Below are 25,851 nucleotides of genomic sequence, written 5' to 3'. Positions count from 1 at the left end.
CCTTTGCCACTCAACCCTGAGGTGCAAAGTGTTAAAAAAAGTTCTCCCCCTGCTGGCGCTGTTCGCGCTGCCCGTTTTAGCCAAACCCGTCCTGACGGTCTACACCTACGACTCTTTCTCTGCCGACTGGGGCCCTGGCCCGGTTGTCAAAAAAGCCTTTGAAGCTGACTGCAACTGCGAGCTGAAGTTCGTGGCGCTGGAAGATGGCGTTTCACTGCTCAACCGTCTGCGCATGGAAGGGAAAAACAGCAAGGCTGACGTGGTGCTTGGTCTGGATAACAACCTGCTGGAAGCCGCCTCGCAGACCAAACTGTTTGCCAAAAGCGGCGTCGCAGCAGAGGCCGTTAACGTGCCTGGCGGCTGGAAGAACGACACCTTTGTGCCGTTCGACTACGGCTACTTTGCTTTTGTTTACGACAAAAACAAGCTGAAAAACCCGCCGAAGAGCCTGAAAGAGCTGGTGGAAAGCGACCAGAAGTGGCGCGTGATTTATGAAGATCCGCGGACCAGCACGCCAGGCCTGGGTCTGCTGCTGTGGATGCAGAAAGTCTACGGCGATAAGGCGCCGGAAGCGTGGCAGAAGCTGGCTGCCAAAACCGTGACCGTGACCAAAGGCTGGAGCGAAGCCTATGGCCTGTTCCTGAAAGGTGAAAGCGACCTGGTGCTGAGCTACACCACCTCCCCGGCTTACCACATTATCGCCGAGAAGAAAGATAACTATGCTGCCGCAGATTTTGCGGAAGGGCACTATCTGCAGGTGGAAGTGGCCGCGCGTACCGCTGCCAGCAAGCAGCCGGAGTTGGCCGAGAAGTTCCTGAAGTTTATGGTTTCGCCGGCATTCCAGAATGCCATTCCCGCAGGCAACTGGATGTATCCGGTCACCAGCGTTGCACTGCCTGCAGGTTTTGAACAGTTGACCAAACCGAAAACCTCGCTGGAGTTTACGCCGCAGCAGGTCGCCGCGCAGCGTGCCGCATGGGTAAGTGAATGGCAACGCGCCGTCAGCCGCTAATTCCCGGCTGGTTGCTTCCCGGGCTGCTCGCCGCCGTCGTAATGGTGGCAGTCAGCCTGGGGGCTTTTCTTGCGCTGTGGTTTAACGCGCCGGAGAGCGACCTGCTCGCTCTCTGGCACGACAGCTACCTCTGGCACGTCATTCGGTTCTCTTTCTGGCAGGCGTTTCTTTCTGCCCTGATGTCGGTGCTCCCGGCGATTTTTCTTGCACGCGCGCTGTATCGGCGGCGTTTCCCCGGCAGGCAGGCTCTGCTGCGCCTGTGCGCCATGACGCTGATCCTGCCCGTGCTGGTGGCGGTATTTGGCATTCTGAGCGTTTACGGTCGCCAGGGGTGGCTGGCTTCGCTGTTCGGCCAGCTTGGTCTGGAATGGTCATTCTCGCCTTACGGACTGCAGGGCATCCTGCTGGCACACGTCTTTTTCAATATGCCGATGGCAACGCGCCTCTTTTTGCAAGCGCTGGAGAACATTCCCGGCGAACAGCGCCAGATTGCCGCCCAGCTCGGCATGCGCGGCGCGTCGTTCTTCCGCTTTGTCGAATGGCCGTGGCTGCGCCGCCAGCTCCCGCCCGTAGCGGCATTAATCTTCATGCTCTGCTTTGCCAGCTTTGCCACCGTGCTGTCACTTGGCGGCGGGCCGCAGGCCACCACCATTGAGCTGGCGATTTACCAGGCGCTGAGTTACGACTACGATCCCGGTCGCGCCGCACTGCTGGCGATAGTCCAGATGGCGTGCTGCCTTGCACTGGTTCTGTTGAGCCAGCGGCTGAGTAAAGCCATTCCCGCTGGTAGTCATCAAATAACCGGCTGGCGCGATCCGCAGGACAGCCTGCACAGCCGCGTCAGTGATGTTATCCTGATCGCGCTGGCGCTCCTGCTGCTGTTGCCGCCGCTGCTGGCCGTTATCGTTGACGGTCTAAACCTTAATCTCCTGTCCGTCCTGCAACAGCCCGTCCTCTGGCAGGCCACCTGGACCTCGCTGCGTATCGCGCTGGCTGCCGGATTACTGTGCGTCATCCTGACCATGATGCTGTTGTGGAGCAGCCGTGAGCTTTACGCCCGCCAGGCGCAAAAAGCCGGACAAATGCTGGAGCTGACGGGCATGCTGATTCTGGCGATGCCGGGGATTGTACTGGCAACGGGCTTCTTTTTACTGTTCAACAGCACCCTCGGCCTGCCGGAAAGCGCCGACGGCATCGTGATCTTTACCAACGCCTTAATGGCCATTCCTTACGCGCTCAAGGTGCTGGAAAACCCGATGCGCGACGTCAACAGCCGCTACAGTTTGCTGTGCCAGTCGCTGGGCATGCAGGGCTGGCAGCGGCTGAAGGTGGTCGAACTGCGCGCGCTAAAGCGTCCGCTGGCACAGGCGCTGGCGTTTGCCTGCGTGCTCTCTATTGGAGACTTTGGGGTCGTGGCGCTGTTCGGCAATGACGATTTCCGCACGCTGCCATACTGGCTCTATCAGCAAATCGGCTCTTACCGCAGTCAGGACGGCGCGGTCACCGCGCTGTTACTGCTGCTGCTGTGCTTTGCCTTATTTACCGTTATCGAAAAACTTCCGGGGCGTGATGCTAAAACTGACTGATGTAACCTGGCTTTATCAGCATCTGCCGATGCGCTTCACGCTCTCCGTGCGCCAGGGAGAGATGATCGCCGTGCTTGGCCCAAGCGGTGCCGGGAAAAGCACCTTGCTCAATTTGATCGCCGGTTTTCTGCAACCTGCCAGCGGGTCGATAGTCATCGATAATCGTGATTTCACCAACGCCCCTCCGGCTAAACGTCCTGTCTCAATGCTGTTTCAGGAAAACAACCTGTTTACCCACCTGACGGTGCGGCAAAACATCGCGCTGGGAATGCACCCGGGACTGAGGCTGAACGATGATCAGCGCCATAAACTGGAAGTTATTGCCGCGCAGATGGGGATCGCCGGGTTTATCGACAGGCTGCCGGGCGAGCTTTCCGGCGGGCAGCGTCAGCGCGTTGCGCTGGCACGTTGTCTGGTGCGCGAACAGCCGATACTTCTGCTGGATGAGCCGTTCTCGGCGCTCGATCCCGCGCTGCGCCAGGAGATGCTGGCCCTGGTGCAGGAGGTCTGTCAGCGCCAGCAACTGACGATGCTGATGGTTTCGCACAGCATCGAGGATGCCGCACGGATTGCCCCGCGATCGGTGGTGATCGCGGAGGGACGCATTTTGTGGGATGGAGCAACAGAAGCATTAATGAGCGGAAAAGAAAGCGCTTCTGGATTATTGGGTATAAAACCGTAGGCCGGGCAAACGCAGTGCCGCCCGGCGCTTAACGGCTCACCACCTTCAATAGAATCTCACCGTACACCGGCATCAGCGGGTGACGAATCAGCGCCACCAGCGCCACCACCGCCACACCCAGCGTCAGCGGGGCCAGCCAGAGCAGGCGAGTACGCGGGAGGTAGCGCGTCAGGCGATCGATATTTGCCTTCGCGCTGCGCCACAGTCGCCAGCAGAGCCATGCCGCCAGCCATAGCAGCAGCGCCGTGCCCAGCAGTAGCCACTTAAACTCACCGCTTTGCATACCGTCAGGAATATCGATGGCGGCCCCCGCGAGGATCCCCGGCAGGAAGTAGAACGGCGGCCAGAAGACGCAGCCGATAATGTTTGGCACCACGAATTTCGCAACGGGCAGATCCAGCATCCCGGCCACCATCGGCACCAGCGGACGCGTTGGCCCTACGAAGCGGCCGACGAGGATGGTAAACATGCTGTGCTGGTGCAGCGCATGCTCGGTCTTATCCAGCAAAGCTTTGTTCTTTTTCATGAACGACCAGCGGTGCAGCGGCTTCTTAAAGCGCCAGCCCAGCCAGAAGGAGATCCAGTCGCCGAGCAGGCAGCCGATAATTCCCGCCAGCCACGCCTGCCAGAAATTGACCTCACCGCTGCCGATCAGCGCGCCAAGCCCCGCCATCATCACGGTGCCAGGCAGGATTAACCCGACGAGCGCCAGCGACTCCAGAAACGCCACCAGCGCCACGGCGATGAGCGAGTACATAACGGACTGGGTAATAAAGTGTTCCAGCAATGCCTGCATAACTATTCCGGTCAGAAAACGAATCAGCGATTCTGCTTAGCGCCCCGCACCGCGTCAAGGCAACAATTGTCTGAATAGTTTACAGGTTGCTTCCCGCATTCACCTGTTTGTTTATCTTTTTTTACCGTTTATTCACATCCCGCGCGGAATTCACTGGGGCTGGCACCGGTGCATTTTTTAAATACCCGGGAGAAATAGAGCTGATCCTCAAAGCCCACGTTGCGCCCCACGGTGGCGATGGGCATCCGGGTGGTGCTGAGCAGCAGCTTCGCCTGGCTGATGCGCTGGTCCTCGCGCCAGCTCAACACGCTGACGCCCAGCTGCTGGCGGAACAGATGCGACAGACGCGACGGTGACAGGCAGACGTGCTGGGCAACGCTGGCGATATCAAACTGGCTATCGGCCAGGTGGTCGCTGATGTACTGGCAGGCGTCGCGCACGCGGTTATCCAGCGGCGGGTTAAGCGACGCGTTAATCGCCTCCATCCGTCGCAGCAGCAGCTGCTCAAGCAGGTTAATCGCCAGCAGTTCAGCGTAGCGCCCCCCGGCCTGTCCCGCCTCGATAATCTGCGCAAAAAGTTCGCGAAACTGCGCCAGATGCACCTCGTCCGGACGATAAAAACCGGTGTGCGCAAAAATAGCCGGCCAGGAAAGCCACTCCTGCCAGTAGGCGCGCGGACGGAAATAGACCCACTGGTGATACCACTCTTTGGCATCCGGATGACGGCCATAGTGGTGGATCTCCCCCGGCGGGAACAGCAGGATATCCCCCGGGCGGCAGACAAACTGCTGGTCACCGTTTTTGATGATCCCTTCCCCTCGCACGGTCAGGTTGAGGATATATCCTTTCATCCCAAGCGGTCGATCGACGTAAAAGTCGAGATATCCTTCAGCCTCGATAGGAGTCAGTCCCGCCACAAGGTGCGCGTTAAACGAGTATCCCGGCAGCAGAGGATCGTTTTGCGTTTCGGCCATAGATTCAGTTCTCCCAAGGGTCCTCAAGGAAACCAATTGTCCATATCACTAAAAGCAGGTTAAAAATGGCCCGCGAAAAGATCCAAAAAGCATCACGCCGCTTTTACGTCCGCCATGTTTCAGCCTTTCCCCCTGATTTCTCCGCCTGAGCAGGCAGATAAGCAGTAACAAAAGTGTCTATAACTGCGGCAGAAATGTCCACATTGAATATTTGCACGGCGTCACACTTTCCGTTGTAACAGCAATTTAGTCCATAAGATTAGCGGATCCTGCCTGACGACTTTTGTCCCCAGTCTCTAATGTTCTTCCATACCTCTTTTTTCGATGGAGCAACACCATGGCAATTGCGATTGGCCTCGATTTTGGCAGCGATTCGGTTCGCGCGCTGGCAGTGGACTGTACGTCCGGCCAGGAGATAGCAACCAGCGTTGAGTGGTACCCGCGCTGGCAAGAGGGGCGCTACTGCGATGCGCCGAACAACCAGTTTCGGCATCACCCGCGTGACTACATTGAGTCGATGGAAGCGGCCATTAAAACCGTTCTGGCCGAACTGACCGACGCCCAGCGGGCGGATATTGTTGGGATTGGCGTCGACAGTACCGGCTCCACGCCTGCCCCTGTGGATGCCGAAGGCCGCGTGCTGGCGCTGCGTCCTGAGTTTGCCGACAACCCGAACGCCATGTTCGTGCTGTGGAAAGACCATACCGCCGTGGAAGAGGCCGAAGCCATCACCCGCCTGTGCCATCAGCCGGGCAAAACGGACTACTCGCGCTACATCGGCGGAATTTACTCCAGCGAATGGTTCTGGGCCAAGATCCTGCACGTCACCCGTGCCGACGCAACCGTTGCGCAGGCTGCAGCGTCATGGGTTGAGCTGTGCGACTGGGTGCCTGCTCTGCTCTCCGGCACCACGCGTCCACAGGATATCCGCCGCGGTCGCTGCAGCGCCGGGCATAAATCCCTGTGGCATGAAAGCTGGGGCGGCCTACCTCCGGCAGCCTTCTTCGATGAACTCGACCCGATCATCAACAAGAGCCTGACATACCCGCTGTTTACCGACACCTTTACCGCCGATATTCCCGTCGGCACCCTTTGTGAGGAGTGGGCGACGCGCCTCGGCCTGCCGCAAAACGTGGCGATCTCCGGCGGCGCGTTTGACTGCCATATGGGCGCCGTGGGCGCGGGCGCGCAGCCAAACACGCTGGTCAAAGTCATCGGCACCTCCACCTGCGACATCCTGACGGCGGATAAAGCCACCGTCGGCGACCGCGCGGTAAAAGGTATCTGCGGCCAGGTTGACGGCAGCGTGGTGCCAGACTTTATCGGCCTAGAAGCCGGTCAGTCCGCGTTTGGCGATATCTACGCCTGGTTTGGCCGCGTGCTCGGCTGGCCGCTGGATCGGCTGGCGGCGGCGCATCCTGAACTGAAAACCCAGATCGCCGAGAGCAAAAAGCAGCTTCTGCCCCAGCTCACCGACGCCTGGGCCAAAAATCCGTCTCTCGATCACCTCCCGGTGGTGCTGGACTGGTTTAACGGTCGCCGCACGCCGTTTGCCAACCAGCGCCTGAAAGGGGTGATTACCGATCTCAACCTGGCGACCGACGCACCTGCGCTCTTCGGCGGCCTGATTGCCGCAACGGCCTTCGGTGCCCGCGCCATTATGGAGTGCTTCACCGAGCAGGGCATCGACGTGAATAACGTGATGGCGCTGGGCGGCATCGCCCGTAAAAACCCGGTGATCATGCAGGCCTGCTGCGACGTGCTGAACCGTCCGCTGCAGATTGTGGCGTCCGATCAGTGCTGCGCGCTGGGCGCGGCGATTTTCGCCGCCGTCGCCGCGGGCGTCCATGCGGATATCCCCACCGCGCAGCAGCACATGGCGAGCGCCGTCGAAAACACCCTTCAGCCGCGTGCTCAGCAGGCACAACGCTTTGAACAGCTTTATCAGCGCTACCAGCAGTGGGCAAAAAGCGCCGAACTTCACTATCTCCCTGTCGCCGCCCCGGCCAAAAGCACCGCGGACACTACGGCAACCCTGACCCATTAAGGACACGATGATGACCATTTTTAATAACTATGAAGTGTGGTTTGTGATTGGCAGCCAGCATCTGTACGGACCGGAAGCGCTGCAGCAGGTAACGAAACACGCGGAGCACGTCGTTAACGCGCTGAACGCGGAAGCCAAACTGCCGTGCAAGCTGGTGCTGAAACCGCTGGGCACAACGCCGGATGAGATTACCCATATCTGCCGCGACGCGAACTACGACGATAAATGCGCCGGTCTGGTGGTATGGCTGCACACCTTCTCACCGGCAAAAATGTGGATCAACGGCCTGTCTATCCTCAACAAACCGCTGCTGCAGTTCCATACCCAGTTCAACGCCTCCCTGCCGTGGGACAGCATCGACATGGACTTTATGAACCTGAACCAGACCGCACACGGCGGCCGCGAGTTCGGCTTCATCGGCGCGCGCATGCGTCAGCAGCACGCGGTGGTCACCGGCCACTGGCAGGATGGTAAGGCGCAACAGCGTATCGGATCCTGGATGCGCCAGGCGGTTTCGAAGCAGGATACCCGCCACCTGAAAGTGGTGCGTTTCGGCGACAACATGCGTGAAGTGGCGGTCACCGACGGTGACAAAGTGGCCGCGCAGATCAAGTTCGGCTTTTCCGTGAATACCTGGGCCGTGGGCGACCTGGTGCAGGTGGTGAATGACATCAGCGATGGCGACGTAAGCGCGCTGGTGGATGAGTACGAAAGCAGTTACCGCCTGACGCCTGCGGCACAGATCAACGGCGACAAGCGTCAGAACGTGCTGGATGCGGCGCGCATCGAACTGGGCATGAAGCGCTTCCTGCAACAGGGCGGTTTCCACGCCTTTACCACCACTTTTGAAGATCTCCACGGTCTGAAACAGCTGCCGGGTCTGGCAGTACAACGTCTGATGCAGCAGGGCTACGGCTTTGCCGGCGAAGGCGACTGGAAAACTGCCGCTCTGCTTCGCATCATGAAGGTGATGTCGACCGGTCTGCAGGGCGGCACCTCCTTTATGGAGGACTACACCTATCACTTCGAGAACGGCAATGACCTGGTGCTCGGCTCGCACATGCTGGAAGTGTGTCCTTCCATCGCGGTAGAGGAAAAACCGATCCTCGACGTGCAGTACCTCGGCATCGGCGGTAAAGCCGATCCGGCGCGTCTGATCTTCAACACCCGCACGGGCCCGGCCATCAACGCCAGCCTGATCGATCTGGGCGATCGTTTCCGCCTGCTGGTGAACTGCGTCGATGCGGTTGAAACACCACATTCTCTGCCGAAACTGCCGGTCGCCAACGCCCTGTGGAAAGCACAGCCGGATCTGCCGACCGCGTCAGAAGCCTGGATCCTGGCCGGTGGCGCGCACCATACCGTCTTCAGCCACGCGCTGGATCTGAACGACATGCGTCAGTTCGCCGAGCTGCACGATATCGAATTGACCGTCATTGATAACGATACCCGCCTGCCCGCCTTCAAGGACGCGCTGCGCTGGAACGAAGTCTATTACGGTTCAAAACGCTAAAGCACGGAATGCCCGGTGGCGCCGCGTTTACCGGGCCTACGATCCTGTAGGCCGGATAAGCGAAACGCCATCCGGCACTGGAGACAACAATGTTAGAAGAGCTCAAACGGCAGGTACTTGAAGCCAACCTGGCGCTGCCGAAACATAATCTGGTCACCCTGACCTGGGGCAACGTGAGCGCCGTTGACCGCGATAAAGGCGTGTTCGTGATCAAGCCTTCCGGCGTCGATTACGCGGTGATGACGGCGGACGATATGGTCGTTGTCAGCATCGAAACGGGTGAAGTGGTGGAAGGCAACAAAAAGCCGTCATCCGATACGCCCACTCACCGCCTGCTCTATCGATCATTCCCGACTATCGGCGGTATCGTGCATACCCATTCGCGCCATGCCACTATCTGGGCGCAGGCGGGCCAGGCCATCCCGGCGACCGGCACCACCCACGCGGACTACTTTTACGGCACCATTCCCTGCACGCGTTTGATGACCGATGCGGAGATCAACGGCGAGTATGAGTGGGAAACCGGTAACGTGATCGTTGAGACCTTCGAAAAACAGGGAATCGACGCGGCGCAAATGCCCGGCGTGCTGGTGCACTCCCACGGCCCGTTTGCCTGGGGGAAAAACGCGGAGGACGCGGTGCATAATGCCATCGTGCTCGAAGAGATCGCCTATATGGGGATCTTCTGTCGCCAGCTGGCGCCGCAGCTGCCGGATATGCAGCAAACCCTGCTGGATAAGCATTACCTGCGTAAGCACGGCGCGAAGGCCTACTACGGGCAGTAAACCCTTGCCCGGTGGCGCTGCGCTTACCGGGCCTACGGAACCTGCAGGCCGGATAAGCGTAGCGCCATCCGGCGAAACAGGCACTGTATAAAACCCCAGCAAGCCTACCTCAACCAGGCTATAATCAGGCCTGGTTTTGTTTTCTGGGATAACGGCGTGGCGCAGGCGCAAGAAGGCTTTTTACTGACCCGACACTGGCGGGATACGCCTCAGGGCACCGAGGTTGAATTCTGGCTGGCAACGGACAACGGCCCGCTGCAGGTGACGCTGCCGCCGCAGGAGTCCGTGGCGTTTATTCCAGAAGCGCACGTCGAAAAAGTGAAACAGCTGCTGCGCGGTGAAAACGGCTTGCGCATTACCCCGCTTGAGCTGAAAGATTTCCACCGTCAACCGGTTTATGGCCTTTACTGTCGCGCCCATCGTCAGCTGATGCGCTATGAAAAACTGCTCCGCGAAGCGGGCGTGACGCTCTACGAAGCCGACATCCGCCCACCGGAGCGCTTTCTGATGGAGCGGTTTATTACCGCGCCCGTCTGGGTCGACGGCACCGCGCACAACGGCAGTCTCGTTAACGCGCGGCTGAAGCCGAACCCGCACTACCGCCCTCCGCTGAAGTGGGTCTCCCTGGATATCGAAACCACCCGCCACGGCGAACTGTACTGCATAGGACTAGAAGGCTGCGGCGATCGGGTTGTCTATATGCTCGGGCCGCCAAATGGTGATGCCTCTGCGCTGGATTTCCGGCTTGAGTACGTCAACAGCCGCCCGCAGCTGCTGGAGAAGCTTAACCAGTGGTTTGCCGACTACGATCCCGACGTTCTGATCGGCTGGAACGTGGTGCAGTTCGACCTGCGCGTGCTGCAAAAACACGCCGAGCGTTACCGCATCCCGCTGATGCTCGGGCGCGGCAACAGCGAGCTGGAATGGCGCGAGCACGGTTTTAAGAACGGCGTTTTCTTCGCCCAGGCGAACGGTCGCCTGATTATCGACGGCATCGAGGCGCTCAAGTCCGCCTTCTGGAACTTCTCTTCCTTCTCTCTCGAAGCGGTGGCGCAGGAGCTGCTTGGCGAAGGCAAATCCATCGACAACCCCTGGGACAGAATGGACGAGATCGACCGGCGCTTTAACGAAGACAAGCCCGCGCTCGCCACCTATAACCTGAAAGATTGCGAGCTGGTCACGCAGATTTTCCACAAAACCGAAATTATGCCCTTCCTGCTGGAGCGCGCGACGGTGAACGGCCTTGCGGTCGACAGGCATGGTGGATCGGTTGCCGCCTTTAGCCATCTCTACTTTCCCCGAATGCACCGGGCAGGATATGTCGCCCCTAACCTCGGGGAGGTGCCGCCGCAGGCCAGCCCCGGCGGCTACGTCATGGATTCCCGGCCAGGATTGTATGATTCCGTTCTGGTGCTGGACTACAAAAGCCTCTACCCGTCGATAATCCGCACCTTCCTGATCGATCCCGTCGGGCTGGTTGAGGGCCTGGCCCAGCCGGATGATGAACACAGCACCGAAGGCTTCCTCGGCGCACGCTTCTCGCGGGAAAAACACTGCCTGCCCGACATCGTGGGAAACATCTGGCACGGCCGCGATGAGGCCAAGCGCCACGGCAACAAACCGCTATCACAGGCGCTGAAAATCATCATGAACGCCTTCTACGGCGTGCTGGGTACCAGCGCCTGCCGCTTCTTCGACCCGCGTCTGGCATCGTCGATCACCATGCGCGGGCACGAGATCATGCGTCAGACCAAAGCGCTGATTGAGTCCCGGGGCTATGACGTCATCTATGGTGACACCGACTCCACCTTTGTGTGGCTTAAGGGCGCGCATTCAGAAGAAGACGCCGCGCAAATCGGCAAAGCGCTGGTCGCCTTCGTGAACGACTGGTGGCAGGAACATCTGCAGAAAGCGCGGTTAACCAGCGCGCTGGAGCTGGAATTTGAAACCCATTTCGCCCGCTTTTTAATGCCCACCATTCGCGGTACCGATCAGGGCAGCAAGAAGCGCTACGCCGGGCTGATTCAGGACGGCGACGCGCAGCGGATGGTGTTTAAAGGGCTCGAGACGGTACGTACCGACTGGACGCCGCTGGCGCAGCAGTTCCAGCAAACGCTCTATCTGCGGGTGTTTCGCAATGAACCGTATCAGGACTACGTGCGCGAGACGATAGCCAGCCTGATGGCGGGCGAGCTTGACGCGCAGCTGGTGTATCGCAAACGCCTGCGCCGCCCGCTCGCGGAGTACCAGCGCAACGTTCCTCCGCACGTGCGCGCCGCGCGCCTTGCGGACGACGAAAACGTCCGGCGCGGCCGCGCGCCGCAGTATCAGAACCGGGGCACCATCAAATACGTCTGGACGATAAACGGTCCGGAACCGGTGGATTATCAGCATTCGCCTCTGGATTACGAACACTATCTGACGCGTCAGCTTCAGCCGGTTGCCGACGGAATTTTGCCCTTCATCGACGACGACTTTGCTACACTGGTTACAGGGCAACTTGGCCTATTTTGACACGTGACGAAATGGCTGCCATCCAGTACCATAGCGCCCTTTCCATTCCCGGACCCATTTTTCGATGACCGTCTTTTTTGACGGTGGTCGAACTATTGCCTGCAATTAAAGATTAGAGCCGAACAACTATGCCTTTTACACTTGGTCAACGCTGGATCAGCGATACAGAAAGCGAACTTGGATTAGGAACCGTCGTTGCCGTTGATGCGCGCATGGTTACCCTCCTCTTCCCTGCCACTGGTGAAAACCGCCTGTACGCTCGCAATGACTCCCCTGTAACCCGCGTGATGTTTAATCCGGGTGACACCGTGACCAGCCATGACGGCTGGCAGCTCAAGATTGAAGACGTAAAAGAAGAGAATGGACTGCTCGCCTACATCGGCACTCGCCTGGACACCGACGAGGCCAATGTCATCCTGCGCGAAGTGCTGCTCGACAGCAAGCTGGTGTTCAGCAAGCCACAGGACCGTCTGTTTGCCGGGCAAATCGACCGTATGGATCGCTTCTCGCTGCGCTATCGCGCGCGTAAGTTCCAGAGTGAACAGTACCGCATGCCGTGGAGCGGCCTGCGCGGCCAGCGCACCAGCCTCATCCCCCACCAGCTGAACATCGCCCATGACGTGGGCCGTCGCCACGCGCCACGCGTGCTGCTGGCAGATGAAGTGGGCCTGGGTAAAACCATTGAAGCGGGTATGATCCTGCATCAACAGCTGCTTTCCGGAGCCGCCGAGCGCGTGCTGATCGTGGTGCCAGAAACCCTGCAGCACCAGTGGCTGGTTGAAATGCTGCGCCGCTTCAACCTGCGTTTCTCTCTGTTCGACGACGAACGCTACGCAGAAGCGCAGCACGATGCGGACAACCCGTTTGAAACCGAACAGCTGGTGATTTGCTCTCTGGACTTCGTGCGCCGCAGCAAGCAGCGTCTTGAGCATCTGTGCGATGCCGAGTGGGACCTGATGGTGGTCGACGAAGCGCACCACCTGGTCTGGAGCGAAGATGCGCCGAGCCGCGAATATATGGCTATCGAGCAGCTTGCCGAACGCGTGCCTGGCGTTCTGCTGCTGACCGCAACGCCGGAACAGCTGGGTCTCGAAAGCCACTTCGCCCGTTTGCGCCTGCTCGATCCCAACCGTTTCCACGATTTTGAGCAGTTTGTGGAAGAACAGAATAACTACCGTCCGGTGGCGGATGCCGTCGCCCTGCTGCTGGCGGGCAAGCGTCTTTCTAATGACGAACTCAACACCCTGAGCGATCTGATCGGCGAGCAGGATATCGAGCCACTTTTGCAGGCTGCGAACAGCGAGAGCGACAACGCGGAATCCGCGCGCAAAGAGCTGATCGACATGCTGATGGATCGCCACGGCACCAGCCGCGTGCTGTTCCGTAACACCCGTAACGGCGTGAAAGGGTTCCCGAAACGCGAGCTGCACACCATTAAACTGCCGCTGCCGACGCAATATCAGACGGCGATTAAAGTCTCCGGCATTATGGGCGCGCGCAAAACGCAGGAAGAGCGCGCCCGCGACATGCTTTATCCGGAGCAAATCTACCAGGAGTTCGAAGGCGATACCGGCACCTGGTGGAACTTCGATCCGCGCGTGGAGTGGCTGATGGGCTACCTGACCGCACACCGCTCCCAGAAAGTGCTGGTGATCTGCGCCAAGGCGGCTACCGCCCTGCAGCTGGAGCAGGTTCTGCGCGAGCGTGAAGGTATTCGCGCCGCCGTGTTCCACGAAGGCATGTCCATCGTTGAACGCGACCGTGCCGCGGCGTGGTTTGGCGAAGAGGACAGCGGCGCGCAGGTTCTGCTGTGCTCGGAAATCGGCTCCGAAGGCCGTAACTTCCAGTTCGCCAGCAACCTGGTGATGTTCGATCTGCCGTTCAACCCGGATCTGCTCGAGCAGCGTATCGGCCGTCTGGACCGTATCGGTCAGGCCCATGATATTCAGATCCACGTGCCGTATCTGGAAAAAACGGCCCAGTCCGTGCTGGTGCGCTGGTTCCACGAAGGTCTGGATGCGTTTGAACATACCTGCCCGACGGGCCGCACCATTTACGATCAGGTGCATAGCGATCTGATCGGCTACCTGGCCGCGCCGGAAAACACCGACGGCTTTGACGATCTGATTAAGTCCTGTCGTGAGAAGCACGACGCGCTGAAAGCCCAGCTGGAACAGGGTCGCGATCGCCTGCTGGAGATCCATTCCAACGGTGGCGAGAAAGCGCAGGCGCTGGCAGAGAGCATCGAAGAGCAGGATGACGACACCAGCCTGATTAGCTTCTCGATGAACCTGTTCGATATCGTCGGTATCAACCAGGACGATCGTGGTGAGAACCTGATAGTCCTGACCCCGTCCGATCACATGCTGGTACCGGATTTCCCTGGCCTGCCGGAAGATGGCTGTACGATCACCTTCGAGCGTGACGTGGCGCTGTCCCGTGAAGATGCCCAGTTCATCACCTGGGAACACCCGCTGATCCGCAACGGGCTGGACCTGATCCTCTCCGGTGATACCGGCAGCAGCACCATCTCCCTGTTAAAGAACAAGGCGCTGCCGGTGGGGACGCTGCTGCTGGAGCTGATTTACGTTGTGGAAGCACAGGCGCCGAAGCAGCTGCAGCTCACCCGTTTCCTGCCGCCGACGCCGGTCCGTCTGCTGCTGGATAAAAACGGCACGAACCTGGCCGGACAGGTCGAGTTCGAAAGCTTCAACCGCCAGCTGAGCGCGGTGAACCGCCATACCGGCAGCAAGCTTGTTAACGCGGTCCAGCAGGACGTGCACGCTATTCTGCAGCAGGGCGAAACCCAGATTGAGAAAGCGGCCAGAGCGCTGATCGATGCCGCACGCGCGGAAGCCGACGAGAAACTGTCTGCGGAGCTGTCGCGTCTGGAAGCGCTGAAGGCCGTGAACCCTAACATCCGTGACGACGAGCTGGCGGCGATTGAAAGCAACCGTCAGCAGGTGCTGGAAAGCCTCAACCAGGCTAGCTGGCGTCTGGATGCTCTGCGTCTTATCGTTGTGACGCATCAGTAACCGGAGCGCAAGATGGTGATGGAGCCGTACAATCCGCCGCAGGATCCCTGGCTGGTCATTCTGTATCAGGATGAACACATTATGGTGGTCAACAAGCCCAGCGGGCTGTTGTCCGTGCCGGGGCGTCTGGATGAGCACAAAGACAGCGTGATGACGCGCATTCAGCGCGATTATCCTCAGGCGGAGTCTGTCCATCGCCTGGACATGGCCACCAGCGGCGTGATTGTAGTGGCGCTGAACAAAGCGGCGGAACGCGAGCTGAAGCGCCAGTTCCGCGAGCGCGAGCCGAAAAAGCAGTATGTCGCCCGCGTCTGGGGTCACCCCGCGCAGGCGGAAGGGCTGGTAGATTTACCGCTGATCTGCGACTGGCCGAACCGGCCAAAGCAGAAGGTGTGCTACGAAACCGGCAAGGCCGCGCAGACCGAGTATGAAGTGCTGGAGTACGCGCCGGATAATACCGCGCGCGTCCTGCTTAAGCCGATTACCGGTCGCTCACATCAGCTACGCGTGCATATGCTTGCCCTGGGTCATCCAATTCTGGGCGACCGGTTTTACGCGCCGCCTGAAGCGCTGGCCTTAGCGCCACGTCTGCAGCTGCACGCGCAGACGCTTACCATCACCCATCCGGCCTTCGGTAACGCGATGACGTTTAAAGCTCCGGTGGACTTCTAATCCACTCTCAATAAATATTTGTTATCGGGCACGCGCCTGATAACAAATATTCAAAATCCATATCTCCCGCATCAATATTAAAGCCATCATAAATAATATTCACAAAAGTTATTGCTTATAATAACGCCTCTCTCATTTATTTAAAAAAACTAAAATACATATTAAAAAATAGTAAATTGAATTAACGTCGGTCATTGTTAAAAATCCACCTAAAAAATAAGGAAATACTAATCCCACTGGCTCCCAGGGCAGGTTGTTTCGCTAGTCAAAAACATTCAGAAAAAATCGACTCATTAATTTACAAGGACGTATATGAACAGGACTTACAACATCATCTGGAATTGTGCCAGAAATATGTACATTGTTGCCTCTGAGTTTTCCCGTGGAGACAGCAAAACCCGCTCATGCGTTCGCGCTGGAGGGGCTATCGCGACCTTTATTTTATCCGGCATTGCGGGTTCGGCACTCGCGACTGACAGGACGTTTGAGGCTGTCCCAGGTGATAACGAGATCAGCGGCGAATACTCAACCACAGAGAATGTTACCGCAGCGGTAACAGCCAACGGTTCCGATGTCGTTGTTAACGATAGTGGCGCGCTGACAATATCGACTAGCGGAGACTCAGCGATGGGCCTTTACGTTTTCAATGGCGCGAAAGTCACGCTAGACGATCCCAACACCACCATTACTACTTCTGGATATGGCATGGCCAGGGGGCTCGTTAACCAACAAGGAACGGTCACATTAGCTAACGTTACTATAAAAACCACCGGTGATTTTGGTAATGCGGGCATATTTAACAATGGCGAAATGACCGGCACCGGGGTCACCATTAGTACAACCGGTAGCGAGAGCTACGGGATTCAGAATTACACCCAAACGTTCACCTTAGACTCATCAAAAATTGATACTTACGGTGAAAAGTCTATCGGTTTATCCAATTTCGGCCGAGCAGCGCTCTCGGATACGCAAATTGCTACGCATGGCCAGAATTCTGACGCGATATCCTCCAGTAAGGCAACCAGCGCTGTCGTGCTGAATAACGGTTCTGTTATCACGACCGGGGAAAATTCACGGGCGGTGGTTATAAATAACGGCGGGGAATTTGAAGCAACCAGCACCACGATTACCAGTGAACAGTCTGCAGCCATCGTCTTGCAAAACGCCAGCAATGCCGCCATCGCTAACAGTAATATTTCCGGTAGCAATGCCGTCTTCTCGTTCAGCGGTGGAAAAAATGCCGCCACAATTGACGGCGGAAGCATTACGGCAACCGCATCCGGAGGAAGTGCTTTTGCCGTGGATTCAGGATCTGCCGATATTAGCGTGAAGAATGTGCAAACGATGAATGCAGACAATCTGCTCACCGTGGCCAATACCGCCGATGCAGTCACCCTGAGCGCTCAAAACAGCAAGCTGTCCGGCGCCGTTAAGGCCAGCGGTGATAATGTCAGCATGAATCTGGATGAAAACAGCCAGTGGCTGCTTACCGGCGATTCCAGCGTCGGTAATCTTTCCAGTAACGGGCGCATCACGCTCGGCGATGAAAACGGCAGTGCCGGTACGCTCAATGTCGGTAATCTCATCCTTCAGGATAACAGCCAAACTGATGTCTACCTCGATGCAAACGCGACAAGTGCCCCTGTTATCGCTCAGAATGCAACGCTGAATGGCACGCTGAATATTACGGGTTACGGTGGTGCCAGCACGCTTTCAGCGGATAGCACCTTCACGGTGATTGACGCTGAAAATGCAATCAATGGCAATTTTACCCACTTCACCGTCGCGGGTATGGCATTAGGATCCGTTGACTTCATCACCTTCAGCGGCGCCGTTGACCCCGCCGACGTGACGAATTACGTCCTGACGCCGTCATTAGCCTGGTATGCCAGCCAGAACCCAACGCCAACGGCGGCTCACGGTACATTCACCCTGAACAATGCTGACGGCAGCTTTACGCTGAGCACGGCGCTTGTCGATCAAAATGCTAACGCCACGACGGGATGGGACGGTAAATCACTCACCAAAGAGGGGCAAGGTACGCTGATTCTGAATGCCGCAAACAGTTACAGCGGCACAACGGATGTTAACCAGGGCACGCTCTGGCTGGGCGAGGCCGGCGTTATCGGCGTACAAAACAGCGATCAGGCCGTGAATGTCGCGGCAGGCGCGACGTTTGGTGGCGACAACGGAGTGGTGAACGGCAATGTTAACAGCAAGGGCACCGTTCAGTTCAACGACACGCTTACGATCAATGGTGATCTGAGCAACGCAGGCAGCATTATCAGCGGCAAAATCGAAGGTACCGACGGCATAACGACCGGTAACACACTGATCGTAAATGGCGATTATACCGGTTATCAGGGGTCTCTGACGCTGAATACGCAGTTAGGCGACGATACGTCGCCAACCGATATGCTTAAAATTACGGGGAATACGTCCGGTAACACTACCCTGTACATTAACAACGCAGGCGGTCAGGGGGCCCTGACCCAAAACGGAATTGAAGTGATTAAGGTCGGCGGTGAATCAAACGGTACCTTTGTTCAGGGTAACCAGGTCCAGATCAACGCCTACGAATACCGTCTGTATCAGGACTCAGGGAACTGGTATCTCCGTTCCCAGGCCACGGATGAGGGTGGCGACGTAACGCCTCAGTATCGTGCCGATATTGGTTCATACCTTAGCAACCAGTGGCTGGCTCGCGATCTGCAGATGCAGACCCTCTCAGACCGAGAAGGCAGCCAGTTCAAATCGGAAAACGGCACGACATGGGCGCGTTTCAAAGCAGGTAAGAACCAGTCCACTGCGGCAGAGAGCAATATTGATATCGACAGCAACTACTCCCAGTTCCAGATGGGGGGTGATGTTGCAGCCTGGAACAACGACGAACAAAGCCTGGTGGTCGGGATTATGGGTAGCTATATGAACGCCAGCAGCGACAGCACAGGCAATAGAGGTGCTGACGGCAGCCGCTTTAGCGCTGACGGTAAAGTCGATGGCTATAACCTCGGCGTCTATGCCACCTGGTTTGCCGATGCCCGACAGCATCAGGGTTTTTATGTCGACAGCTGGTATCAGTACGGGATGTACCACAACAGCGTAGATAACGGTGACGTTGGCTCAACGGATTACGATTCAAACGCCAACGCCGTTTCGCTGGAAACGGGCTATCGCTACGATGTCGCACTCGGCGACAACACGCTGAGCCTCACGCCGCAGGCACAGATCGTCTGGCAGGATTACCGTGCCGATGACATCAAAGACAGCAGCGGCACAACAATTGATGGGCAAAACGGTGACAGCTGGACCACCCGTTTAGGTCTGCGAGTTGACAGCAAGATGAATAAGGCGAACGACGCGGTTATCCAGCCGTTTGCGGAGGTCAACTGGCTGCATACCTCTGAAGAAACGGCAGTTAACTTTGGTGACACACAGATCAAACAGGATATTCCTGCCAATCGTGCCGAGCTGAAAGCGGGTGTTCAGGCGAATGTGAACAAGCAATGGAGCGTTATCGCCCAGGTGTCCGGACAGAAAGGTGATAATGATTACAGCGATGTAAACGGCAGTCTGAACGTACGCTACAGTTGGTAATCACGTAGAAAGGGCCTGGCAGTTCATCCTGCCAGGCCCTTCTTCATTCTCCAGCGGGGCTTATTTAAAGCCTTTCTTCTCTTTAATCAGTTCGTACGCTTTCTGAATTTCCTGCGCCTTTTGCTTCGCCATCTCCATCATTTCCGGCGGTAAGCCTTTCGCGACCAGCTTGTCCGGATGGTGCTCGCTCATCAGCTTACGATAGGCACGTTTGATCGTGGTCTGATCGTCAGAAGGCTTTACGCCAAGTACGTTACAGGCATCTTCCAGCGTCGGACCACGCTGCGCCTGCTGCCAGGCACCGCCAGATGACTGCTGGTGATAGCCGCCGCCAAACTGCGCCCCGCCCTGCATCATGCGCAGGAACTGGTCGAACTGCATACGGGAGATGCCCAGCTCTTCCGCAATCACGTATAAAACATCGCGCTCGTTAGGATGAAGCGAGCCGTCGGCGAAGGCCGCCTGAATCTGAATTTCCAGAAACATCCGAATTAAATCAAAACGGCCGAAGCAGATGCTGCGGAACTGACGCATTTTTTCGCGAAGCGGATAGTTATCGGATTTCCCGATGCGAAACGCATTTTGCGCCTCCAGGCGGGAGTCACCGTGCAGATTCATGCGGTCCATAAAGACGCTGGCAATCTGAATATCGGCTTCCGTAACGCGGCCTTTGGATTTGGTTAAATGCCCCATCACCTCAAAGGTGGTGGAGAAAAAGAGTGACTGACGCTCGCGCTGATTGGCAAACCAGGCCATTTTGCGGCTGCGCGCCTTATCAAACATATGGCCAATAATAAGCCCCAGCACTATTCCCCAGAACCCGGCACCCATGATGATGGCGAACGCAACGCCGATTATTTTACCCCAATACTGCATATACTCCCCGGATAGTCATATTCCTGGCCGACGCAACGTCATCATCACTGTGTTCAAGTCACGGTCAATTGAAGGACATCGCCTATAATTTGCTTTATCATACTCGTCATTCGATAGCGAGCCTAACACTCTGGCACGCAAACGGGCAGGATTAACGCTGGTACTGCGCAGATGAGTAAGATAGTCTCTGAGCGTTTGTAAGCCGTAGCCACTGATGACGGAACAATAAAATACAACGTATGAAAAAACGTATCCCCACCCTCCTGGCCACAATGATTGGCACCGCCCTGTACAGTCAACAGGGGCTGGCGGCCGATCTCGCCTCGCAGTGTATGCTTGGCGTTCCAAGTTATAATCGCCCACTGGTGAGTGGCGATACCAATAGCTTGCCGGTAACCATTACTGCCGACAGTTCAAAAGGGACTTACCCTGACAATGCCACGTTTACAGGCAATGTCGATATTAATCAGGGCAATAGCCGCCTGCAGGCAGATGAAGTGCAGTTGCACCAGAAGCAGCCGGAAGGCGCGGCCGAACCGGTACGCACGGTGGATGCGCTGGGTAATGTGCACTATGACGACAATCAGGTCATCCTGAAAGGTCCGAAAGCTTGGTCAAACCTGAATACGAAAGACACTAACGTCTGGAAAGGTGATTACCAGATGGTGGGTCGCCAGGGGCGCGGTGACGCAGACCTGATGAAACAGCGCGGTGAAAACCGCTACACCATCCTGGAAAATGGCACTTTCACGTCGTGTCTGCCGGGTTCAAATACCTGGAGCGTGGTCGGGAGCGAAGTGATCCATGACCGCGAAGAGCAGGTCGCTGAGATCTGGAACGCCCGCTTCAAGGTGGGTCCGGTCCCCATATTCTACAGCCCTTATTTGCAGCTTCCCGTGGGTGACAAACGTCGCTCCGGTTTCCTGATCCCGAATGCCAAATACAGCACTACGAACTACTTTGAGTTCTACCTGCCGTATTACTGGAATATCGCGCCCAACATGGATGCGACGATCACGCCTCACTATATCCACAAGCGCGGCAACGTCATGTGGGAGAACGAATTCCGCTATCTGACCCACGCCGGTGCGGGTCTGATGGAGCTGGATTATCTGCCGTCGGATAGCGTTTACAAGGACGACGCCAGAAACGTCTCGGGTGATAACCGTCACCGTTGGCTGTACTACTGGCAGCATTCCGGGGTGATGGATCAGGTGTGGCGCTTTAATGTTGACTACACCAAAGTCAGCGATTCGGCTTATTTTAATGACTTCTCGTCCAAATACGGCTCGAGTACCGATGGCTATGCCACGCAGAAATTCAGCGTAGGCTATGCGGTGCAGAACTTTGACGCAACGGTCTCGTCCAAGAAATTCCAGGTGTTTTCTGACCAGTCCACGCCTACCTATGGCGCTGAGCCACAGCTGGACGTCAACTGGTATCAGAATGACGTGGGCCCCTTCGACACCCATGTTTACGCTCAGGCGGTGCATTTCGTGAACACGGATTCGGACATGCCTGAAGCCACGCGTGTTCACCTTGAGCCGACGATCAATCTGCCATGGTCTAACGACTGGGCAAGCCTGAATACCGAAGCCAAGCTGATGGCGACGCACTATCAGCAAAAAAATCTCGATAATTACAACGCAACGAACAGTGCGCATCTGGAAGAGTCGGTTAACCGAACGCTCCCTCAGTTTAAAATGGACGGCAAGCTGATCTTCGAGCGTGATATGGCCCTGCTGGCGGATGGGTATACCCAGACGCTTGAACCGCGTATGCAGTATTTGTACGTGCCATACCGCGATCAGAGCAACATTCAAAACTACGACTCCTCTTTACTGCAGTCTGACTACAGTGGTCTGTTCCGCGACCGTACTTACGGCGGTCTGGACCGCATCGCCTCAGCGAACCAGTTAACGACCGGCGTCACAACACGTGTTTATGATGATGCCGCCGTTGAACGTTTTAACGTTTCTGTGGGTCAAATCTACTACTTCACAGAGTCTCGCACGGGCGATGACAATATTCAGTGGGAGAAAGACAACAAAACGGGATCGATAGTATGGGCGGGAGATACCTACTGGCGTATGACTGACCGTTGGGGCCTGCGTGGCGGTGTGCAGTATGACACGCGTCTCGACAACGTTGCTAACAGTAGTGCAGCCATAGAGTATCGTCGCGATGAAGATCGTATGATTCAGGTAAGCTATCGTTACGCTAGCCCAGAATATATTCAGGCAACGCTACCGAAAAGCAATGATCAGAACAGCATCAACTACTGGAAATCGCCACAATATTCGGATGGTATTTCTCAGGTCGGTGCGGCAGCGAGTTGGCCCATCGCCGACCGTTGGTCAATCGTAGGCGCTTACTACTTTGACACTAACGCGAATAAAGCTGCTGACCAGATGGTGGGGCTGCAATATAACTCCTGCTGCTACGCGCTGCGTGTCGGTTACGAACGTAAGCTTAACGGCTGGGAAAACAATCAAAGCAAATACGATAACGTGATTGGCTTTAACTTCGAGTTACGCGGCCTGAGTTCCAACTACGGTCTGGGTACGCAGAAAATGCTGCGCTCGAATATTCTGCCTTACCGCAGTTCCTTGTAATGTGCTTGATTTGCAACGTAATCCGCTTTGCGGTTAATTGAAATGGAAAAAGTATGAAGAACTGGAAAACGCTGCTGCTCGGTGTCGCTATGGTTGCGAATACCAGCTTCGCGGCCCCCCAGGTTGTTGATAAAGTCGCCGCGGTGGTTAACAACGGCGTCGTGCTTGAAAGTGACGTTGACGGTCTGATGAAATCGGTGAAGCTCAATTCGGGCGAAGCGGGTCAGCAGCTTCCGGATGACGCCACGCTGCGCCACCAGATCCTGGAGCGTCTGATCATGGATCAGATCGTTCTGCAGATGGGGCAGAAAATGGGTGTGAAGGTCACTGACGAGCAGCTCGATCAGGCGATCGCTAACATCGCGAAACAAAACAACATGTCTTTAGACCAGATGCGCAGCCGTCTGGCCTATGACGGCATCAGCTACGCCACCTACCGTAATCAGATCCGTAAAGAGATGCTGATTTCGGAAGTGCGTAACAACGAAGTGCGTCGCCGCGTCACTATCCTGCCTCAGGAAGTGGACGCGCTGGCAAAACAGGTGGGTAACCAGAACGATGCGAGCACGGAGCTGAATCTGAGCCACATTCTGATCCCACTGCCAGAGAACCCAACGTCCGATCAGGCTGCGGAAGCAGAAAGTCAGGCGCGTTCAATTGTCGAACAGGCGCGTAACGGCGGCGACTTTGGCAAGCTGGCCATCACCTACTCCGCAGACCAACAGGCGCTGAAAGGCGGCCAGATGGGCTGGGGACGTATTCAGGAGCTGCCGTCCATCTTTGCTCAGGCCCTGAGCACGGCGAAGAAAGGGGATATCGTCGGTCCAATCCGTTCAGGCGTGGGCTTCCACATTCTGAAAGTGAACGATCTGCGCGGCCAGAGCCAAAATATCTCCGTTACCGAAGTTCACGCTCGTCATATTCTTCTGAAACCGTCACCAATCATGACTGACGATCAGGCGCGTGCGAAGCTGGAACAGATTGCAGCAGACATTAAGAGCGGTAAAACCTCGTTTGCGAAAGCAGCAAAAGAGTTCTCGCAGGATCCTGGCTCTGCTAACCAGGGCGGCGATCTGGGCTGGGCGGCAGCGGATATCTACGATCCTGCCTTCCGTGACGCGCTGATGAAGCTGAACAAAGGCCAGATTAGCGCGCCGGTCCACTCTTCGTTTGGCTGGCATCTGATCGAGCTGATGGACACCCGTAACGTTGATAAAACGGATGCGGCGCAGAAAGACAGAGCCTACCGTATGCTGTTTAACCGTAAGTTCTCTGAAGAAGCAGCCACCTGGATGCAGGAACAACGCGCCAGTGCTTACGTGAAAGTGCTGAGCAACTAATGAAACAGCATCGTGTTGTTATCACGCCCGGCGAACCCGCCGGGATTGGGCCTGACCTCGTTGTCCAGCTCGCCCAGCGCAGCTGGCCAGTAGAACTGGTTGTCTGCGCGGATGCAACACTGTTACAGGACCGGGCAACGCTGCTCGGTCTGCCTTTAACGCTCATCCCTTACGTTGAAGGCCAACAGCCTGCACCGCAGCAAGCCGGTACCCTCACCCTTCTTTCTGTTCCCCTTCGTACGCCGGTCATTCCTGGCCAGCTCAGCACGGAAAACGGCCACTATGTGGTTGAAACCCTTGCGCGCGCCTGCGACGGTTGCCTGAAGGGCGAATTTGCCGCCCTGATTACCGGCCCCGTCCACAAAGGCGTGATCAACGAAGCGGGCATACCGTTTACCGGGCATACGGAGTTCTTCGAAGAGCGATCGCACAGTCCGAAAGTGGTGATGATGCTGGCGACCGAAGCGATGCGCGTTGCCCTGGTGACCACCCATCTGCCGATCAAAGCGATTCCGGATGCGATCACCCCCGATCTCCTGCGCGAGATCATCGGGATTTTGCATCACGATCTGCAGACAAAATTTGGGATCCCGCAGCCGCATGTGCTGGTTTGTGGCCTGAACCCGCACGCGGGCGAAGGCGGGCACATGGGCACCGAAGAGATCGACACCATCATTCCGGTACTCAACGAAATGCGGGCGAAGGGAATGAACCTCAGCGGTCCGCTGCCTGCTGATACCCTTTTCCAGCCGAAATACCTGGATAATGCCGACGCCGTGCTCGCGATGTACCACGATCAGGGCCTGCCCGTGCTAAAATACCAGGGCTTTGGCCGCGGGGTGAATATCACCCTCGGTTTACCCTTTATTCGAACGTCCGTTGACCACGGTACTGCGCTGGATCTGGCAGGCCAGGGGAAAGCGGATGTCGGCAGTTTTATTACGGCGCTTAATCTCGCCATCAAAATGATTGTTAATACTCAATGACTAATCGAGTCCATCAGGGCCACTTAGCCCGTAAACGTTTCGGGCAAAACTTCCTTAACGATCAGTTCGTGATCGAAAGCATTGTCTCGGCTATTAATCCACAAAAAGGCCAGGCGATGGTCGAAATCGGCCCGGGCCTTGCCGCACTGACCGAGCCGGTAGGCGAACGCCTCGACGAACTGACCGTCATCGAACTGGACCGCGATCTGGCCGCACGCCTGCAAACGCACCCGTTCCTCGGGCCAAAGCTGACTATCTATCAGCAGGACGCCATGACCATGAACTTCGGCGAACTGTCGGAAAAAATGGGTCAGCCGCTGCGCGTTTTCGGCAACCTGCCGTATAACATCTCCACGCCGCTCATGTTCCACCTCTTTAGCTATACTGATGCCATTGCCGATATGCACTTCATGTTGCAAAAAGAGGTGGTTAACCGTCTGGTTGCAGGCCCGAACAGTAAAGCGTATGGTCGTTTAAGCGTGATGGCACAATATTACTGCAACGTGATCCCGGTACTCGAAGTACCGCCGTCAGCGTTCACACCGCCACCGAAAGTGGATTCAGCGGTTGTGCGCCTTGTGCCGCACAAAACGAAACCGTACCCGGTTAAAGATCTGCGTGTACTGAGCCGCATTACCACTGAAGCCTTTAACCAGCGTCGTAAAACGATCCGTAACAGCCTCAGCAATTCATTCACCGTTGAGGTATTAGCTGAACTGGGGATCGACCCGGCAATGCGTGCGGAGAACATTTCCGTAGAGCAGTACTGCAAGCTGGCTAATTACATCAGCGAAAATGCGCCGCCGAAGGAGAGTTAAGCC

The 25,851-nt window shown here is 56.8% G+C and carries 17 protein-coding genes and 1 pseudogene; 15 read left to right on the top strand and 3 right to left on the bottom strand.

Annotation, left to right across the window (positions count from 1 at the left end; translation table 11 throughout):
* Positions 1–28 precede the first annotated feature (28 nt).
* Genes thiB through thiQ form a run of 3 tightly spaced genes read left to right on the top strand, consistent with a single transcriptional unit; the run spans position 29 to position 3,280 of the window.
* The gene (thiB, locus tag V1572_RS06400) at positions 29–1,012 is read left to right on the top strand and encodes a thiamine ABC transporter substrate binding subunit (RefSeq protein WP_395299796.1); all 984 of its coding nucleotides are present in this window, start codon (positions 29–31) and stop codon (positions 1,010–1,012) included.
* Positions 988–2,598: a thiamine/thiamine pyrophosphate ABC transporter permease ThiP gene (gene thiP / locus V1572_RS06395; RefSeq protein WP_395299795.1), complete on the top strand. Its 1,611-nt coding sequence runs from the start codon at positions 988–990 to the stop codon at positions 2,596–2,598. The genes thiB and thiP overlap by 25 nt, the downstream gene beginning before the upstream one ends.
* A complete protein-coding gene (thiQ, locus tag V1572_RS06390) occupies positions 2,582–3,280 on the top strand; it encodes a thiamine ABC transporter ATP-binding protein ThiQ (RefSeq protein WP_395299794.1) in 699 nt (232 codons plus the stop codon). The genes thiP and thiQ overlap by 17 nt, the downstream gene beginning before the upstream one ends.
* Before the next feature lie 28 nt (positions 3,281–3,308).
* On the opposite strand, the gene V1572_RS06385 is transcribed toward thiQ, so the two are convergent.
* Together V1572_RS06385 and araC are read right to left on the bottom strand one after the other, a co-directional pair.
* On the bottom strand, positions 3,309–4,076 hold the full coding sequence (locus V1572_RS06385; protein WP_045907783.1) for a DedA family protein: 768 nt from the start codon (positions 4,074–4,076) through the stop codon (positions 3,309–3,311).
* A 128-nt stretch (positions 4,077–4,204) separates the two neighbouring features.
* Entirely contained in the window at positions 4,205–5,050 is an 846-nt protein-coding gene (gene araC, locus V1572_RS06380) for an arabinose operon transcriptional regulator AraC (protein WP_023293301.1), read from the bottom strand.
* A 337-nt stretch (positions 5,051–5,387) separates the two neighbouring features.
* Here araC and araB point away from each other — a divergent pair, with 337 nt between their 5' ends.
* The 8 genes and pseudogenes from araB (at position 5,388) to V1572_RS06340 (ending at position 19,213) form a co-directional block, all read left to right on the top strand.
* Positions 5,388–7,097, top strand: a complete 1,710-nt coding sequence (gene araB, locus V1572_RS06375; protein WP_395299793.1) for a ribulokinase — start codon at positions 5,388–5,390, stop codon at positions 7,095–7,097.
* A 10-nt stretch (positions 7,098–7,107) separates the two neighbouring features.
* Positions 7,108–8,610 (top strand): L-arabinose isomerase, encoded by a 1,503-nt coding sequence (gene araA / locus V1572_RS06370; RefSeq protein WP_196347010.1) that lies wholly within the window; start codon positions 7,108–7,110, stop codon positions 8,608–8,610.
* A gap of 89 nt (positions 8,611–8,699) precedes the next feature.
* Positions 8,700–9,395, top strand: a complete 696-nt coding sequence (gene araD / locus V1572_RS06365; RefSeq protein ID WP_248222937.1) for an L-ribulose-5-phosphate 4-epimerase — start codon at positions 8,700–8,702, stop codon at positions 9,393–9,395.
* A gap of 156 nt (positions 9,396–9,551) precedes the next feature.
* Positions 9,552–11,909, top strand: coding sequence for a DNA polymerase II (polB, locus tag V1572_RS06360; RefSeq protein ID WP_395299792.1), 2,358 nt, complete (start codon positions 9,552–9,554; stop codon positions 11,907–11,909).
* 128 nt (positions 11,910–12,037) lie between these two features.
* Positions 12,038–14,944, top strand: a complete 2,907-nt coding sequence (rapA, locus tag V1572_RS06355; RefSeq protein ID WP_045907779.1) for an RNA polymerase-associated protein RapA — start codon at positions 12,038–12,040, stop codon at positions 14,942–14,944.
* A 12-nt stretch (positions 14,945–14,956) separates the two neighbouring features.
* Positions 14,957–15,616 carry a bifunctional tRNA pseudouridine(32) synthase/23S rRNA pseudouridine(746) synthase RluA gene (gene rluA, locus V1572_RS06350; RefSeq protein WP_008502014.1) on the top strand — a complete coding sequence of 220 codons (660 nt, stop codon included), beginning with the start codon at positions 14,957–14,959 and terminating at the stop codon, positions 15,614–15,616.
* Positions 15,617–15,928: 312 nt separating this feature from the next.
* Positions 15,929–16,006 (top strand): annotated as a pseudogene (locus tag V1572_RS22515) (ESPR domain-containing protein); the annotation flags it as partial.
* A 690-nt stretch (positions 16,007–16,696) separates the two neighbouring features.
* A complete protein-coding gene (locus tag V1572_RS06340; protein ID WP_395299981.1) occupies positions 16,697–19,213 on the top strand; it encodes an autotransporter outer membrane beta-barrel domain-containing protein in 2,517 nt (838 codons plus the stop codon).
* A 60-nt stretch (positions 19,214–19,273) separates the two neighbouring features.
* Here the strand turns inward: V1572_RS06340 and djlA are convergent, their stop codons facing one another.
* Complete coding sequence (gene djlA / locus V1572_RS06335) at positions 19,274–20,089, bottom strand: co-chaperone DjlA (RefSeq protein ID WP_008502016.1); 816 nt, start codon at positions 20,087–20,089, stop codon at positions 19,274–19,276.
* 239 nt (positions 20,090–20,328) lie between these two features.
* Between djlA and lptD the strand changes: the two genes are divergently transcribed.
* Genes lptD through rsmA form a run of 4 tightly spaced genes read left to right on the top strand, consistent with a single transcriptional unit; the run spans position 20,329 to position 25,848 of the window.
* Positions 20,329–22,704 (top strand): LPS assembly protein LptD, encoded by a 2,376-nt coding sequence (gene lptD, locus V1572_RS06330; protein WP_395299791.1) that lies wholly within the window; start codon positions 20,329–20,331, stop codon positions 22,702–22,704.
* Between the two features lie 53 nt (positions 22,705–22,757).
* A complete protein-coding gene (surA, locus tag V1572_RS06325) occupies positions 22,758–24,044 on the top strand; it encodes a peptidylprolyl isomerase SurA (protein ID WP_045907775.1) in 1,287 nt (428 codons plus the stop codon).
* Entirely contained in the window at positions 24,044–25,030 is a 987-nt protein-coding gene (pdxA, locus tag V1572_RS06320) for a 4-hydroxythreonine-4-phosphate dehydrogenase PdxA (protein WP_045907774.1), read from the top strand. The genes surA and pdxA overlap by 1 nt, the downstream gene beginning before the upstream one ends.
* Complete coding sequence (gene rsmA, locus V1572_RS06315) at positions 25,027–25,848, top strand: 16S rRNA (adenine(1518)-N(6)/adenine(1519)-N(6))-dimethyltransferase RsmA (protein ID WP_008502020.1); 822 nt, start codon at positions 25,027–25,029, stop codon at positions 25,846–25,848. The genes pdxA and rsmA overlap by 4 nt, the downstream gene beginning before the upstream one ends.
* Positions 25,849–25,851: the final 3 nt, after the last annotated feature.

The sequence above is a fragment of the Enterobacter quasiroggenkampii genome, from assembly GCF_043972695.1.
In the GTDB taxonomy this organism is placed as follows: domain Bacteria; phylum Pseudomonadota; class Gammaproteobacteria; order Enterobacterales; family Enterobacteriaceae; genus Enterobacter; species Enterobacter quasiroggenkampii.
Note: the sequence above shows the minus strand (reverse complement) of the source record. Positions and strands in the feature narration are given on the sequence as shown.